A 14325-nucleotide genomic window follows, 5' to 3' on the forward strand; every position below is an offset into this window, starting at 1 on the left:
ATCATTAAGGAGCCCATCATGTCAGTACCTTTGCTGCTAACCATCCTGGCTGGCGGTGCCACTTTCGTCGGCGCGATTTTTGGCGTGCTCGGTCAAAAGCCGTCGAACCGCGTACTGGCCTTTGCGCTCGGCTTTGCCGCCGGCATCATGCTGCTGATTTCCCTGATGGAAATGCTGCCCGCCGCGCTGCATGCGGAAGGAATGTCGCCGGTGCTTGGCTACGGCATGTTCATGCTCGGCTTACTGGGTTATTTCGCCATGGATCGCCTGCTGCCGCACCAGCATCCGCAGGATCTGATGGCGGTCAATCGCCGCCCCACCAACCTGAAACGTACCGCGATCCTGCTGACGCTCGGTATCAGCCTGCATAACTTTCCCGAAGGCATTGCCACCTTTGTCACTGCCAGCAGCGATATGGAGCTGGGGCTGGGCATCGCACTGGCCGTCGCGATCCACAATATTCCGGAAGGGCTGGCGGTGGCCGGACCGATGTACGCCGCCACCGGCTCGAAAGCCAAAGCGCTGTTCTGGGCCTGCCTGTCCGGCATGGCGGAGATTCTTGGTGGCATCATCGCCTTTCTGCTGCTGGGGCCGGCGGTCTCACCGGTGATGATTGCGGCGATTATGGCGGCGGTGGCGGGCATTATGGTGGCGCTGTCCGTGGATGAACTGATGCCGCTGGCGCGCGAAATCGATCCGCATAACAATCCCAGCTACGGCGTGCTGTGCGGCATGACGGTGATGGGTCTGAGCCTGACGTTGCTGCAAACCAGCGGGGTAGGCTGACGCGAGATTCGTCTTATTCATCACCACTTTGTCCTTAACTATCAAGGACTTATAATTGTTAAGGCGTAGTCGAGACGGGTCTTGTTAACACCCGACGGCGGGCTCATTACACTCCACGCGACTCTTAGAAAGCAGTGGAGTGTTATGTTAATTCAGGGAGCCATTTTATGCCTGGCGATGAATATCTATCATGAAGCGCGCGGCGAACCGGTAAAGGGACAGATTGCCGTCGGCACTGTCACCATGAACCGGGCTAACTGGGACGTCAAAGAGATCTGTCCGGTGGTGTACGCACCCAAACAGTTCTCCTGGACGTCTCTGCACAAACATCCCCATCGCCATCCGCCACAGCATGACAAAAGCTGGCAGCGCGCGCAGCGCCTGGCCCAGCGGATTGTCGAGGGTAAGCTGGCGGATGTGACAAAGGGCGCGACCTTCTTTCATGCGCACAGCGCCAGACCGGCGTGGCGCCACGCCTTCCAGCGTACCGTGGTGATAGGTAATCACGTTTTTTACGCCAGCCGTTAATCATAAAAAAAGGCCGGATGCATCACATCCGGCCTTATTTATTTCATGTCGGCTTAGCTGGCCTGACGGGTTTCATGCTGGCGGCGCCAGGCCACCAGGTCTTCAATGGTCACCACCGGCATGGCGTGCTGCTTCGCAAACGCAATCACTTCCGGCGCGTGCGCCATGCTGCCGTCGTCATTGGTCAGTTCGCACAGCACACCCGCAGGTTTGAAGCCCGCCAGCGTCACCAGATCGAGCGTCGCTTCGGTGTGGCCGCCGCGCGCCAGTACGCCGCCGTCGCGCGCGCGCAGCGGGAATACGTGGCCGGGACGATTCAGATCGGACGGTTTAGCGTCATCGGCAATCGCCGCCCGGATGGTGGTAATACGGTCGGAGGCCGATACGCCGGTCGTCACGCCGCTGGCCGCTTCAATAGTCACGGTGAAACCGGTGCCGTAAGAGCTGGTGTTGTTCTCTACCATCATCGGCAGATCCAGCTGCTGACGGCGCGCTTCGTTAATGCACAGGCAGACAATGCCGCTGCCGTGACGAATGCTCAGCGCCATCTGTTCAACGGTCATGGTTTCGGCGGCGAAGATCATATCGCCTTCGTTTTCGCGATTTTCATCGTCCAGCACCATCACGCCGCGCCCGTTGCGCAGCGCATCAATGGCGCGTTCTACACGCTGTTCCGGCGTGCCAAATTCAGAAAGAAGCGTCTGATTCATGGTAAAAAACCTTATAAAAAATATATGAGTTACCAGAACCAGGGCGTGCTTAGGAGTGCGCAAAAAAACACATGGCAAAAACGTGACGCGGGCGTGAGCCCGGCTGATGTCGTTACCCTCTCCCATCCGGACTCTAACCGTCGGCCCCGGAATTACACCGGATCTGCTGACCTTTCACTTTGCAGCGAAAGCGCTCGCGGGCTTTCAGCCGAAGCTGATTTACCGCCGGTGGGGAATTTCGCCCCGCCCTGAGAATAAGCGAAATTACTATAGCGCCAATCACCTGGTCGGGCAATCAACAAAAGTGCAAATGCTTTTGCACTTCATGCGTTGCGGATTTCGGGTTTAACCTTTTCGTTTCTGGCATTACACTTAATGCTTGATGAGTCGGAACACGCGCTGTTATCAGCCACCGTAACCAGGAAACAACCATGATCGACACGAAAAAAATTGAACAACTGGCGCGCCAGGTGCACGAAGCGATGCCAAAAGGTATTCGCGACTTTGGCGACGATGTGGAAAAGAAAATTCGTCAGGTATTGCAGGCGCAGTTAACCCGCATGGATCTGGTTAATCGTGAAGAGTTTGACGTACAGACACAGGTTTTGCTGCGCACGCGTGAAAAACTGGCGGCGCTGGAGCAGCGTCTGGCGAAGCTGGAGAGTGAAAGTCCGGCGGCCCCGGCTCCGGCGGTGATCACGCCAGATCCGGCAGGCAAAATCGATACGCCTCAGTAAGGTTTACGCGGCGGGAGTTCGCTCCCGCCGGCTACGTGTTTACTGATTGCGATACGTGTTTACTGATTGCGAATTGTTTTGATGATGTTGGTGGTGGAGATACCGTCTTCAAAGTTAAGCACGCGCACGTCACCGCCGTTGGCCCACACCTCTTTACTGCCCGCGATATCTTCCGGCTTATAATCACCGCCTTTCACCAGCAGATCCGGCAGCACTTCGGCAATCAGCCGCTGTGGCGTATCCTCTTCAAACAGCACCACCCAGTCTACGGCCTCCAGCGCACCCAGCACGATCATGCGGTTTTCCTGCGGGTTCACCGGGCGGGTTTCGCCCTTAAGACGTTTGGTGGAAGCATCGCTGTTGACCGCCACGATCAGGCGATCGCCCAGTTTGCGCGCGTTGGCCAGATAAGAGACATGGCCGGCATGCAAAATGTCGAACACGCCGTTGGTCATCACTACTTTCTCACCGCGCTGGCGCGCCTGCGCCACCGCCACTTTCAGCTCGGCTTCGGTCATTACGCCAAAGCCGCTGTCCGGCCGCGCGTGAATCGCATTCTCCAGCTCCACGGTACTGACGGTTGAAGTCCCGAGCTTGCCGACCACCACGCCAGCCGCAGCATTAGCGAGGAAGCAGGCATCTTCCAGACTTTCACCGGCAGCCAGCACGGCGGCCAGCACGCCGATCACCGTATCGCCGGCACCGGTCACGTCATACACTTCCTGCGCCTGAGTGGGCAGATGCAGCGGCGCTTTGCCCGGCTGCAGCAGGGTCATTCCGTTTTCCGAACGCGTCACCAGCAGCGCGGAGAGATCGTAATCGGCAATCAGTTGCATACCGCGGCTGACAATCTCCTCTTCGCTTTTGCACTTGCCGACCACCGCTTCGAACTCGGACAGGTTGGGCGTCAGCAGCGTCGCGCCGCGATAGCGTTCAAAATCGGTACCTTTCGGGTCGATCAGTACCGGCACCTGCGCCGCACGCGCCAGCTGAATCATGGTCTGCACGCTGCTCAGCGCGCCTTTGGCATAATCAGACAGCACCAGCGCGCCCGCCTGTGCCAGCGACTGACGCAGGCGATCGTGAATCGGCTGCGGATCGACCTGCTCAAAGCCCTCTTCAAAGTCGAGGCGAATCAGCTGCTGGTTGCGCGACAGCACGCGCAGTTTGGTGATGGTCGGATGGCTGTCGAGGGCGACAAAATCGCACTCAACCTTCACCTGCGCCAGCGTTTCGCGCAGCACGCGCGCAGCGTCATCTGCACCGGTCAGACCGATAAGGCGCGAGTCCGCACCGAGTGCAGCGATATTCATCGCCACGTTGGCCGCGCCGCCCGGACGCTCTTCAATGGTATCCACTTTGACCACCGGCACCGGGGCTTCCGGTGAGATCCGGCTGGTCGGGCCGTACCAATAGCGGTCTAACATCACATCGCCGACAACCAGCACAGCGGCCTTGCCAAACGCGGGCAGTGTTACTTTCATGCAGAGACTCCAGACTTCAACGTTCAGTCAAAATAATGCGCGGATAATAGCATAGAAGCCGCCAGGCTCACTGCTCCGTGTCATCCGCGTCGCTCGCGGCCAGCCAGCGCTGCCAGCTGGCGTGCACCACGGCGCGTTCGTCAGCGAACGATGCCGGATCGACATGACCCGGCAGTTCCTGCAGCGCCAGATGGTGCAGCGCATCGCGCAGCGTGACGTAAGCGTGCGTCAGCGCCTGCGCTTCCTCATCAGCCATGATGCCGTGGCGCGCCATCAGTTCGAAAATGCGCACGTTATCCGACCAGCGCGTCAGCGCCGGCTGGCTGGCGGCGTAACCTAAGACCAGATACTGCGCGATGAATTCAATATCAGTGATACCGCCCTCATCGGTTTTAATCTCCCAGCGACCTTTGTGCTTGTTACTGAGGTGCGCGCGCATTTTCTCACGCATCTCCCGCACTTCAGTTTGCAGCTTCGCGCCTTCACGCGGCAGGCAGAGAATACCGCGCCGGATCGCATCGAAGCGCTCACACAGCGCCGGTTCGCCAAACACGATGCGCGCGCGCACCAGCGCCTGATGTTCCCACGTCCAGGCTTCATGGCGCTGATAGTCGTCAAAGGCGGCAAAGGTGCTGACCAGCATGCCGGCCGCGCCAGAAGGGCGCAGGCGCGCGTCCACCTCATACAAAATGCCGGACGAGGTGCGGGTGCTGAACAGATGCATGACGCGCTGAGCGAGACGCAGGTAAAACTGGCGCCCGTCGATAACGCGTTCACCGTCGGTTTCGGCATCGTCCGGACAGTCATGCAGAAACACCAGATCGAGATCCGAACTGTAACCCAGTTCCCAGCCGCCCAGTTTGCCGTAGCCGACCACGGCAAAGCCGCGCTCGCTGTCGCTGGTGAGGTGCGAAGGGCGGCCATAGCGCTGCACCATCATCTGCCACGCCTGCTGCACCACCGATTCAATGATCGCTTCCGCCAGCCAGGTTAAGTGATCGCTCACTTTCATCACCGGCAGGGTTCCGGCGATGTCGGCGGCGGCGATACGCAGATGCTGTGCCTGCTTGAACTGGCGCAGCGCTTCCAGCTGCTGCTCTTCATCATCGGTGGGAATGCGCAGCAGATACTGGCGCAGTTCGTCACGATAAGCGTCGGTGGCGGTGGGCTGATACAGCGTGGCCGGATCGAGCAGTTCATCCAGCAGCAGCGGATAGCGCGCCAGCTGGCTGGCAATCATCGGCGAAGCGCCACACAGGCGAATCAGGTGGCGCAGCGCGCCGTGATACTCGGTCAGCAACTCGAGATAGGTGCTGCGCGTTAATACGCCAAGCAGCAGCGGCGTCAGGCGTGCCAGCACCACATCGGCGTCGTCACGTGCGCACACTTCGCTTAGCAGGCGCGGCATTAATTGATCGAGCGCCAGCCGGCCGCGCGGACCGATGGTGCGGCGACTGACATCCTGACGGAAATCATTCAGCGCCCGATACAGCGCATGGCGCTGTTCCGCCTGCAGCTGCGGTACCACCGGCAGCAAATCGCTCTCTTCCAGCGCGTCCTGCCACAGGCTGGCGAACTCCGCCAGCTGCGGCTGATCGTCGACATCCGGCGCATCATCGCCTATCAGCTCGTCGAAAATGTGGCGCACGCCGGCCATGTGCTGCTCCAGCTGTGCCAGCAGCGTCGCCCAGTCCGCCATGCCCATCGCCCAGGCCAGGCGCTGGCGGTCGAGGGGATTTTCCGGCAGCGTCTGCGTCTGCTCATCGTTGATGCTCTGCAGCAGATTCTCCAGCCGGCGTAAAAACAGGTAGGCGGCGCGCAGATGATCAACCTGCTCCGGTGTTAACAGCGCCAGCTCACCGATGGCCTGCAGCGTCGGCAGCAGCGAGCGCAGCTGAAGTGAGCGCTCACGTCCACCTCGAATCAGCTGAAACACCTGGACGATGAATTCGGTTTCGCGAATGCCGCCAGCGCCGAGTTTGATGTTGTCCTTCAGGCCGCGCCGCCGTACTTCGCGGGCAATCATGCCTTTCATGTTACGCAGCGACTGGATCACGCTGAAATCGATGTAGCGGCGATAGACGAACGGGCGCAACATCTGCTGCAGCTCCTGGCTCCAGTGGCCGCCATCGTCGCCCATCAGGCGCGCTTTCACCATCGCGTAGCGCTCCCAGTCACGGCCCTGCTCCTGGTAGTAATCTTCCAGCGCGGCAAAGCTCAGCACCAGCGGGCCGCTGTCGCCGAACGGGCGCAGGCGCATATCCACGCGATAAACAAAGCCATCGACGGTAGGTTGATCCAGCACCTTAATCAGCCGCTGCCCCATGCGGGTAAAGAACTGCGCGTTGTCGAGCTCGCGCCGGCCGCCGTGGGTGACGCCGTTTTCCGGCCAGGCAAAGATCAGGTCAATATCGGAAGAGAAGTTGAGTTCACCGCCGCCCAGCTTGCCCATGCCCAGAATCAGCATCGGCTGGGCTTCGCCGGCGGCGTTGCACGGCGTGCCGAAATCGCGGCAGCAATCCTGCCACACCCAGTCGCGCGCGGCGGTAATCAGCACTTCCGCCAGCGTGCTGAGCTGCGTCAGGCTCTGCCCGGTGCTGGCCTGCTCCAGCGCCTGCATCCACGCGATGCGCACCAGCATATGACGGCGGAACAGGCGCAGTTCGCGCATCAGGGAGGCTTCGTTATCCACCGGCTGCAGCGCCGCTGCCAGCCAGGCCGCATAGTGCTGCCACTCTTCGGGCTGCGGCGGTTGCTGCTGCAGCTGTTGCCACCACGCCGGATGCTGCTGCAGGTTGTCTACGATAAAGTCACTAAAGGTCAGTGCGCCAGCCTGCTGCGGCGTGATGGCCGTCAGCGGCAGGCCCAGACGTTCTGCCACGCTGGCGAGCTGCGCCTGCATCAGCGTCGGTAACGGTAACGACATCTTCCCTCCCTGATGATTGATGGTGCCGTAGCCTTAGCGTTTCGCACCGTTATTCAGCCAGAACGGCGGTTGACGGATCGCCAGATTAACCAGCTGAATCAGACCGCGCTCCTGTTTTTCACGAATGGCGTGCTGCAACTCCTGCCAGCCCGCCAGCCACTGGCTGACTTCTTCAGCCGGATACGCCCCCGCCAGCAGATGCACCGCCAGCAACTGGCGGTTCAGGCGCGTAGCTTTGTCCTGAAATTCATTGAACAGCTGCACGTCGACGAAGGTTTCACGCAGATCCGCGCCGATGCGCCCCAGCATGATGTCGCTGAAGCGTTTAAACGAGCCCTGTAGCTTGCTTTTGTTCTTCTCGTCCAGCCACGGCTGCCACTGCGACTCCACCAGCCAGTGAGTAAGTGCTAACTGAGCTTCGACCGAGGTCGGTGAGAAGCAGACGGTTTCTGCGCTGGCCTCGCTGTCCGCCAGCAGCTCTTCCAGCCGGGTCAGCTTCTGACGCAGTTCGCTATTGGCCTTGCGCGGCACCAGCGTGCCAAACAGGGAAAACGCCTGACGCAGCGTTTCCAGCGCTTCAATTACCCGTGCCCGGGCGTCTTCGTTACCGCGCAGCCAGACCTCTTCATGGTACTGCCAGTGGCCGAGCGCCGCGCTCATGGCATGAACCATGCCCTGCTCCACCGTGGCTTTGGCGGCAATTTTCTGCAGCGGCAGCGCGCGCAATGGTCGCGGCGCGTTGCCCTGCGCCAGCTGATAACCGCGTGCCGCTTTGCTCAGGCTGCCGAGGCGCAGGCCGCCTGTGGCGATCAGCGCACTGGCGAAGGTCAGCATATCGCTGCGCGCTCCACGCTTAAGCTCCAGCTCCACTTCATACAGCGGCTCGCTCAGCTCCCCTGCGGCAACGCTGCCGCAATCGAAAGCCACTTCAATTTCGCTGTCGCCAACGCTCACCAGCCAGGTTTCACGCTGGAAATGGGTGCTGAACAGCGGCTGCAAACGCGACTGAAGCGCGGCAATATCGGTCCCCTGCGGCCAGATCTCTGCCGGCAGGCGGGCAATGTCCAGCTGCGGCTCGCTGAGGTCGACGTTGTATTCCGGACGCTGATGCAGACCGCCCAGCGTTTTGCCGGCGGTTTTCAGCGTCATTTCATAGCGCTGATCCACGCCGCGAATCCGCAGGCCCATATCCCAGCGGCGCAGCTGGTTGTCATCGGTTTCGTAATAGATGTTGGTCAGCTCACGCGCGGCGTGATGCTGATGAGGCCAGGCGGCAAGCGTCTGCGCCAGTTTTTCGGCGGCTTGCGGGGTGGCAATGAACTTTAATTCGATTTCGATGGTCATAATTTTTTATTCAATACGCTGCTGGCACTTACGAGTTTAATCTGGCGAAGAGTAATGCACCGCAAGCCTGCTGTCTCTGCTTTCTTGTGCTTTTACGACCCTTTTCGCACCGCATTGAGACCAGGATAGTTCTCATTCAGATTTATGCGAAGCGACTCCAGACTGTGCCGGTAAATTTACGCCCATCATGAAAAAACGATATCGAATGAAAAAAATCACACTTGCCGCTCTCTCTTTGCTGGCTTTCAGCGCCATCGCACCGGCCCACGCGGCCGATGAAAAACGTTACATCTCCGACGAATTATCCACCTGGGTACGCAGCGGCCCTGGCGATCAGTATCGCCTGGTTGGCAAGCTGAATGCCGGGGAGGAAGTCACGCTGCTGCAAACCAATAATGACTCGCAGTACGCGCAAATCCGCGATGCAGAAGGCAAAACTAACTGGATTCCGCTGTCGCAGCTCAGCGCCTCCCCCAGCCTGCGCACCCGCGTGCCGCAGCTGGAGCAGCAGGTCAAAGAGCTGACCGACAAACTGGCGAACATTGATAACAGCTGGAATCAGCGTACGTCAGAGATGCAGAACAAGGTGGCCAACAGCGACGGCACCATCAACGGCCTGAAAGAAGAGAATCAGAAGCTGCGCAACGAGCTGATTGTGGCGCAGAAGAAGGTCAGCGCCGCTAACGTTCAGCTGGATGACAAACAGCGCACCATCATCATGCAGTGGTTTATGTATGGCGGCGGCGTGCTCGGTGTGGGTCTGCTGCTCGGTCTGCTGCTGCCGCACATGGTGCCGCGCCGCAAGAAAAACGATCGCTGGATGAATTAAAGCCGCCACGCCATTTGTGGTTTGTCTGGAGGGGATCGTAAGATGCCCCTTTTGGCATGCCCGCTTTTTCGCCAAAGTATGCAACAATAACGTAACAAGCGTGCGCGGCACGCAAAAGTGGATTGCCTCTGGAGTGGTTGAGTGAAGACGTTTCTGGTCGGTGGCGCAGTGCGTGATGCCTTACTGCGTTTGCCGGTAAAAGATAGAGATTGGGTGGTGGTGGGCGCAACGCCCGACAGCATGCTGGCGCAGGGCTATCAGCAGGTAGGCCGGGATTTTCCGGTTTTTTTACACCCTGAAAGCCGCGAAGAGTATGCGCTGGCGCGCACCGAGCGCAAAAGCGGCAACGGTTATACCGGCTTCGTGACCCAGTTCGCGCCGGACGTGACGCTGGAGCAGGATTTACAGCGTCGCGATCTGACCATCAATGCCATCGCGCAGGCCGCTGACGGCACGCTGATCGACCCTTATCACGGCCAGCAGGATTTGCAGCAGCGCACCCTGCGTCACGTGTCGGCAGCTTTTAATGAAGATCCGCTGCGCGTGCTGCGCGTGGCGCGTTTTGCTGCCCGTTTCGCCCACCTCAATTTCCGCGTGGCACCTGAAACCCAGGCGCTGATGCGCGAGATGGCGCACAGCGGTGAACTGGCGCATCTCACTGCAGAGCGGGTGTGGAAAGAGACGGAAAAAGCGCTGCTGACGCGCAATCCTCAGGTCTATTTCCAGCTGCTGCGCGACTGCGATGCATTGCAGGTGCTGTTCCCGGAAATCGACAACCTGTACGGCATTCCGGCCCCCGTTAAGTGGCATCCGGAGATCGACACCGGCGTCCACGCGCTGATGACGCTGACCATGGCCGCAGCGCTCTCCGACCAGCTTGACGTGCGCTTTGCCACGCTGTTCCACGATGTGGGTAAAGCGCTGACGCCGCCAGAGAAATGGCCGAGCCATCATGGCCACGGCCCGGCCGGTGTTCCGATTGTTGAAGCGCTGTGCCAGCGGCTGCGCGTGCCGAACCAGGTGCGCGATCTGGCCCTGGTGGTGACGGAGTTTCACGATGTGGTGCACACCATTGAACGCCAGCCGGCTGACGCGCTGGTGGCGCTGTTTGACCGCATCGACGCCTGGCGCAAGCCCGATCGCGTGGAAAAGATGGCACTGACCAGCGAAGCCGATGCACGCGGGCGTACTACGCTGGAGAGCATGGCTTATCCGCAGGGCGATTATCTGCGGCGCGCGTTTGCGCTGGCGCAGGCAGTGCCCACCAAAGCGGTGGTCGAGGCCGGTTTCACAGGCGCGGCGGTGCGGGAAGAGCTGACGCGTCGGCGCGTGCTGGCGTTGCAGGAAGGGTTAATCGACGCGCGGCCAGCGTAACCGGCCGCGCCTCGCGCATTACATAAAGATGGTGTAAACCGCTGCCGCGACGATAAAGCGGTAGATGGCAAACGACACAAACGAGATACGTTTGATCAGCTCAAGGAACACTTTGATCGCCAGCAGCGCGACGATGAAGGCGGTCACGAAGCCCACGGCAAACATCGGGAAATCCTGCATCGTCAGGAAGCCCATGCTCTTGTAGAGATCAAGTCCGGTAGCACCGATCATCATCGGTACCGCGAGGATGAAGGAAAACTCGGACGCCGCATAGCGGCTGACGCCCATCAGCATACCGCCGGAGATGGTGGCGCCGGAACGCGAGAAGCCCGGCCACAGCGCCAGACACTGGAAGCAGCCAATCATAAACGCCTGGCGATAGGTGATGTCATCAATGCCCACCGCTTTCGGCTGCTTTGGCTTGAGATATTCCGCCGCCAGCAGCAGCACGCCGCCCACCACCAGCGCGTACATCACGTTGATCGGGTTAAACAGGGTTTTAATCTGGTCATGCAGTACCAGGCCAATCACTACCGCCGGCACCATACCCAGCAGAATGTGAATCAGCGTCAGTTTTCCGCTGCCGACGCCTTCGTGGCGCTCCTGGCCGAAGTGAATGCCGATCAGGCCAAACAGCCGGCGCCAGAACATCACCACTACGGCGAGGATTGAGCCCAGCTGGATCACCACTTCAAAGGTTTCCGCCTTCTCACCCTCGAACCCCAGCAAATGGCCAACAATAATCATGTGGCCTGTGGATGAGACCGGCAGGAACTCCGTAAGGCCTTCCACAACCCCCAGGATTGCAGCTACCCATAGCTGATGAATGTCTGCCATCAAATTTTACCCTCTATCCGTTTTAAACAGTAAAAAGGCGGTCGCGCACCGCTACCGCCTGAAATTATGCCTGCACCTTGCTGAAGGAAACCTTAAGGATTTCGGTCACTTCCCCTTCATCAGCGCAGCGGCCTCCACTGAGACACACCATAATTTGGTTTGGTTTCATTGTGATGGCAATCACGCAGGATTTATTTAGGAATAGTCCCGCGCTCAATTCTCACGCCCACGCTCGCCGCCTGGGCGACAGCCCCCGGTTTACCTACCTTCACGCGTACGCCAGGCGTTTTGAAACGATTCATCAACAGATCGGCGATTTCTTCCGCCACCCGTTCGACCAGCGCAAAACGCTGCCCCTGCAGATGACTGAGGATCGCTTCGGTGACATCGGCGTAGCTCAGACAGTGGTTCACATCGTCGCTCACCGCCGCCTGACGGTTGTCCCACGCCATTTCGACATCGAGCACCAGCTTCTGCTGCATGCCCTGTTCCCAGTCGTAAACGCCAATGGTGGTGAACACGGTGAGTTGTTCTATAAATACGATATCCATGATGTCAGTCTCTGTTTTTGGCTAAGCCGGATACCACTTCCGGCGGATTATGCGTATTATCCACGCTTATCGAGAACAAAACGACCCAAAAGGAACGGTACGAGGCTATGAGTGCTATCGCGCTTGGTATGATTATTTTCGCGTATCTTTGCGGCTCGATTTCCAGTGCGATCCTGGTTTGTAAACTCGCTGGTTTACCCGATCCCCGCAGCGCAGGCTCTGGCAATCCAGGCGCCACCAACGTGTTACGTATTGGCGGTAAAGCCGCCGCTGCCGCGGTACTGATTTTCGACGTGGCGAAGGGAATGGTGCCGGTGTGGATCGCCTGGTGGCTGCACGTCACGCCGATGTATCTTGGTCTCACGGCCATCGCCGCCTGCCTCGGCCATATCTATCCGGTGTTTTTCCGCTTTCGCGGCGGCAAAGGTGTGGCCACCGCGTTTGGGGCCATCGCGCCGATTGGCTGGGACCTGACCGGCCTGATGACCGGCACCTGGCTGCTGACGGTGCTGCTCAGCGGCTACTCATCGCTGGGCGCGATCGTCAGCGCGTTGATTGCCCCGTTTTACGTCTGGTGGTTTAAGCCGCAGTTCACCTTTCCGGTGTCGATGCTGTCATGCCTGATTTTGCTGCGCCATCACGACAATATTCAGCGCCTGTGGCGCGGTCAGGAAAACCGCGTGTGGAAGCGTAAAAAGAAGAAATAAAAAAACCGGCGCGCAGCCGGTTTTTTATCATCAGATGGCCGGTAATTCCGCCAGTGGCCAGCGTGGCCGCACGCTGACACCCAGCTCACCGCGCGTGCCGCCTTTCAGCCGCACCATGCCGGCATAGGCAATCATCGCGCCGTTGTCGGTACAGAACTCCGGACGGGCATAAAACACCTCGCCGCCGCGCGCGCTCATCATGGTTGCCATGCGTTCACGCAGCGTGCGGTTGGCGCTCACGCCGCCGGCAATCACCAGGCGTTTGAAGCCGGTCTGCTCCAGCGCACGCTTGCATTTGATCATCAGCGTGTCCACTACCGCATCTTCAAAGGCGCGGGCGATATCGGCACGCGCCTGTTCGTCACCGTCGTGTTCGCGAATGGTATTCGCTGCGAAGGTTTTCAGGCCGGAGAAGCTGAAGTCCAGCCCCGGACGATCGGTCATCGGACGCGGGAACTTAAAGCGATCCGGCGTGCCCTGCTGCGCCATGCGCGACAGCATCGGGCCGCCCGGATAATCCAGTCCCAGCAGCTTGGCGGTTTTATCGAACGCTTCCCCGGCGGCATCGTCAATCGATTCACCCAGCAGCGTATATTCACCAATGCCGGTGACGCTGATCAGCTGCGTGTGGCCGCCGGAGACCAGCAGTGCCACGAACGGGAATGCCGGTGGGTTGTCTTCCAGCATCGGCGCCAGCAGATGGCCTTCCATGTGATGCACCGGCACCGCCGGCACGTTCCAGGCGAACGCCAGCGCGCGGCCAATGGTGGCGCCAACCAGCAGCGCACCGACCAGGCCGGGACCGGCGGTGTACGCCACGGCGTCAATCTCTCCGGCCTGTAAGCCCGCCTGTTTCAGCGCGGCCTGGATCAGCGGCACGGTTTTCCGCACGTGATCGCGCGAGGCCAGTTCCGGCACCACGCCGCCGTAATCGGCATGTAATTTTACCTGGCTATATAATTGATTCGCCAGCAGACCGGACGCATCGTCATAAATCGCGATGCCGGTTTCATCGCAGGACGTTTCAATACCCAGAACTCGCATAGCTTTATCACCCTCTTCTTGCGGCGCGCAGTGTAGCACAGGCCGGCTGACGCCTGCCCCCTTCCGCACGCGAAAAAGTGTTTTTCTGTCGCGCAAAGAGTGCGCTATACTCCACGGCCTGAAAAAACCGGCAGCCGCACAGGCAAACGCTCCTGTTGGTTCTAAATTGTCCATGGTGCTTTACAAGCCAGCCGCGCCTGGAGTAAAATGCTGCACCATTTTGAAAAGTGCTGGCGCCGCAGTCAGCAGCAAAAACCGAATTTTATCGAGGTGAGAGTTACATGCCGGTAATTAAAGTACGTGAAAACGAGCCATTCGACGTAGCACTGCGTCGCTTCAAGCGTTCCTGCGAGAAAGCAGGCGTTCTGGCTGAAGTTCGTCGTCGTGAGTTCTATGAAAAACCAACGACTGAACGTAAGCGCGCTAAAGCGTCTGCTGTTAAGCGTCACGCCAAGAAACTGGCTCGCG

14 protein-coding genes and 1 riboswitch are annotated in these 14325 nt (G+C 59.4%); of the genes, 7 read left to right on the forward strand and 7 right to left on the reverse strand.

What is annotated here, in order from left to right:
• The first annotated feature begins 18 nt into the window (after positions 1-18).
• Together zupT and QMM04_RS05435 are read left to right on the forward strand one after the other, a co-directional pair.
• Positions 19-786 (forward strand): zinc transporter ZupT, encoded by a 768-nt coding sequence (gene zupT, locus QMM04_RS05430; protein ID WP_021509618.1) that lies wholly within the window; start codon positions 19-21, stop codon positions 784-786.
• Positions 787-930: 144 nt separating this feature from the next.
• The gene (locus QMM04_RS05435; protein WP_021509619.1) at positions 931-1314 is read left to right on the forward strand and encodes a cell wall hydrolase; all 384 of its coding nucleotides are present in this window, start codon (positions 931-933) and stop codon (positions 1312-1314) included.
• Positions 1315-1367: 53 nt separating this feature from the next.
• Here the strand turns inward: QMM04_RS05435 and ribB are convergent, their stop codons facing one another.
• A complete protein-coding gene (ribB, locus tag QMM04_RS05440; protein WP_010618704.1) occupies positions 1368-2024 on the reverse strand; it encodes a 3,4-dihydroxy-2-butanone-4-phosphate synthase in 657 nt (218 codons plus the stop codon).
• Between the two features lie 110 nt (positions 2025-2134).
• A riboswitch (FMN riboswitch) is annotated at positions 2135-2284 on the reverse strand.
• Positions 2285-2455: 171 nt separating this feature from the next.
• Between ribB and QMM04_RS05445 the strand changes: the two genes are divergently transcribed.
• Positions 2456-2761, forward strand: a complete 306-nt coding sequence (locus QMM04_RS05445; protein WP_010618705.1) for an accessory factor UbiK family protein — start codon at positions 2456-2458, stop codon at positions 2759-2761.
• A gap of 59 nt (positions 2762-2820) precedes the next feature.
• On the opposite strand, the gene hldE is transcribed toward QMM04_RS05445, so the two are convergent.
• The 3 genes from hldE to QMM04_RS05460 form a co-directional block, all read right to left on the reverse strand.
• Complete coding sequence (gene hldE / locus QMM04_RS05450; protein WP_021509620.1) at positions 2821-4245, reverse strand: bifunctional D-glycero-beta-D-manno-heptose-7-phosphate kinase/D-glycero-beta-D-manno-heptose 1-phosphate adenylyltransferase HldE; 1425 nt, start codon at positions 4243-4245, stop codon at positions 2821-2823.
• Positions 4246-4312: 67 nt separating this feature from the next.
• The gene (gene glnE / locus QMM04_RS05455) at positions 4313-7171 is read right to left on the reverse strand and encodes a bifunctional [glutamate--ammonia ligase]-adenylyl-L-tyrosine phosphorylase/[glutamate--ammonia-ligase] adenylyltransferase (RefSeq protein WP_058780507.1); all 2859 of its coding nucleotides are present in this window, start codon (positions 7169-7171) and stop codon (positions 4313-4315) included.
• A 33-nt stretch (positions 7172-7204) separates the two neighbouring features.
• Positions 7205-8515: an inorganic triphosphatase gene (locus QMM04_RS05460; RefSeq protein WP_088517850.1), complete on the reverse strand. Its 1311-nt coding sequence runs from the start codon at positions 8513-8515 to the stop codon at positions 7205-7207.
• Positions 8516-8720: 205 nt separating this feature from the next.
• Here QMM04_RS05460 and QMM04_RS05465 point away from each other — a divergent pair, with 205 nt between their 5' ends.
• Both QMM04_RS05465 and QMM04_RS05470 read left to right on the forward strand, forming a co-directional pair.
• A complete protein-coding gene (locus tag QMM04_RS05465) occupies positions 8721-9344 on the forward strand; it encodes a TIGR04211 family SH3 domain-containing protein (protein ID WP_010618709.1) in 624 nt (207 codons plus the stop codon).
• A gap of 141 nt (positions 9345-9485) precedes the next feature.
• Positions 9486-10718 carry a multifunctional CCA addition/repair protein gene (locus tag QMM04_RS05470; RefSeq protein WP_021509623.1) on the forward strand — a complete coding sequence of 411 codons (1233 nt, stop codon included), beginning with the start codon at positions 9486-9488 and terminating at the stop codon, positions 10716-10718.
• Between the two features lie 18 nt (positions 10719-10736).
• Here QMM04_RS05470 and bacA read toward each other — a convergent pair whose 3' ends face one another.
• Positions 10737-11555, reverse strand: coding sequence for an undecaprenyl-diphosphate phosphatase (bacA, locus tag QMM04_RS05475; protein ID WP_282995792.1), 819 nt, complete (start codon positions 11553-11555; stop codon positions 10737-10739).
• 191 nt (positions 11556-11746) lie between these two features.
• Complete coding sequence (gene folB / locus QMM04_RS05480; RefSeq protein WP_021509625.1) at positions 11747-12106, reverse strand: bifunctional dihydroneopterin aldolase/7,8-dihydroneopterin epimerase; 360 nt, start codon at positions 12104-12106, stop codon at positions 11747-11749.
• A gap of 107 nt (positions 12107-12213) precedes the next feature.
• Between folB and plsY the strand changes: the two genes are divergently transcribed.
• Entirely contained in the window at positions 12214-12813 is a 600-nt protein-coding gene (plsY, locus tag QMM04_RS05485; protein WP_021509626.1) for a glycerol-3-phosphate 1-O-acyltransferase PlsY, read from the forward strand.
• A 30-nt stretch (positions 12814-12843) separates the two neighbouring features.
• Here the strand turns inward: plsY and tsaD are convergent, their stop codons facing one another.
• Positions 12844-13857, reverse strand: a complete 1014-nt coding sequence (tsaD, locus tag QMM04_RS05490) for a tRNA (adenosine(37)-N6)-threonylcarbamoyltransferase complex transferase subunit TsaD (RefSeq protein WP_031280133.1) — start codon at positions 13855-13857, stop codon at positions 12844-12846.
• Positions 13858-14138: 281 nt separating this feature from the next.
• Here tsaD and rpsU point away from each other — a divergent pair.
• The coding region (gene rpsU, locus QMM04_RS05495) for a 30S ribosomal protein S21 (RefSeq protein WP_079830087.1) at positions 14139-14325 on the forward strand (187 nt) is incomplete at its 3' end.

Origin of the sequence: Pantoea sp. Pa-EAmG, from assembly GCF_030024295.1 — a bacterium.
Taxonomy (GTDB): Bacteria; Pseudomonadota; Gammaproteobacteria; order Enterobacterales; family Enterobacteriaceae; genus Pantoea; species Pantoea dispersa.

Bases quoted from the DNA above. Each gene is read 5' to 3' on its own strand.
- zupT (WP_021509618.1), top strand. From the start codon at position 19: ATGTCAGTACCTTTGCTGCTAACCATCCTGGCTGGCGGTGCCACTTTC.
- QMM04_RS05435 (WP_021509619.1), top strand. From the start codon at position 931: ATGTTAATTCAGGGAGCCATTTTATGCCTGGCGATGAATATCTATCAT.
- ribB (WP_010618704.1), bottom strand. From the start codon at position 2,024: ATGAATCAGACGCTTCTTTCTGAATTTGGCACGCCGGAACAGCGTGTA.
- QMM04_RS05445 (WP_010618705.1), top strand. From the start codon at position 2,456: ATGATCGACACGAAAAAAATTGAACAACTGGCGCGCCAGGTGCACGAA.
- hldE (WP_021509620.1), bottom strand. From the start codon at position 4,245: ATGAAAGTAACACTGCCCGCGTTTGGCAAGGCCGCTGTGCTGGTTGTC.
- glnE (WP_058780507.1), bottom strand. From the start codon at position 7,171: ATGTCGTTACCGTTACCGACGCTGATGCAGGCGCAGCTCGCCAGCGTG.
- QMM04_RS05460 (WP_088517850.1), bottom strand. From the start codon at position 8,515: ATGACCATCGAAATCGAATTAAAGTTCATTGCCACCCCGCAAGCCGCC.
- QMM04_RS05465 (WP_010618709.1), top strand. From the start codon at position 8,721: ATGAAAAAAATCACACTTGCCGCTCTCTCTTTGCTGGCTTTCAGCGCC.
- bacA (WP_282995792.1), bottom strand. From the start codon at position 11,555: ATGGCAGACATTCATCAGCTATGGGTAGCTGCAATCCTGGGGGTTGTG.
- folB (WP_021509625.1), bottom strand. From the start codon at position 12,106: ATGGATATCGTATTTATAGAACAACTCACCGTGTTCACCACCATTGGC.
- plsY (WP_021509626.1), top strand. From the start codon at position 12,214: ATGAGTGCTATCGCGCTTGGTATGATTATTTTCGCGTATCTTTGCGGC.
- tsaD (WP_031280133.1), bottom strand. From the start codon at position 13,857: ATGCGAGTTCTGGGTATTGAAACGTCCTGCGATGAAACCGGCATCGCG.